1 rRNA gene is annotated in these 309 nt (G+C 43.4%); it reads right to left on the bottom strand.

Annotated elements, in window-relative coordinates:
• Positions 1 to 57: 57 nt before the first annotated feature.
• Positions 58 to 172, bottom strand: a 5S ribosomal RNA gene (gene rrf, locus AVJ20_RS18195).
• Positions 173 to 309 lie beyond the last annotated feature (137 nt).

The following is a 309-nucleotide window of genomic DNA, read 5'->3' as shown; positions in this document are numbered from 1 at the left end:
TTTTCCTCCCATAAAAAAACACCCCCTTGCACTTAGTAGGGGGTGTTTCGAATAATGAGCTGGCGATGACTTACTCTCACATGGGTAACCCCACACTACCATCAGCGCTAAGAGGTTTCACTTCTGAGTTCGGGAAGGGATCAGGTGGTTCACTCTTGCTATTGTCGCCAGCACAACTGTTTATGGATACTTGCTTAGTCTAATCTCAGAGCAGTGCTCTTCGTGCTAAGTTTTCTACCAAATGAGTTATTAACAGATCATATCTGAGTTCTTGCGAGTAGAACTAAGCAGTGCTTAATTATACTCTCA

The sequence above is a fragment of the Acinetobacter sp. CFCC 11171 genome, from assembly GCF_003268405.1.
GTDB lineage: Bacteria > Pseudomonadota > Gammaproteobacteria > Pseudomonadales > Moraxellaceae > Acinetobacter > Acinetobacter amyesii.
The sequence above is the reverse complement of the archived record's forward strand: the minus strand, read 5'-3'. Positions and strand labels throughout refer to the sequence as shown.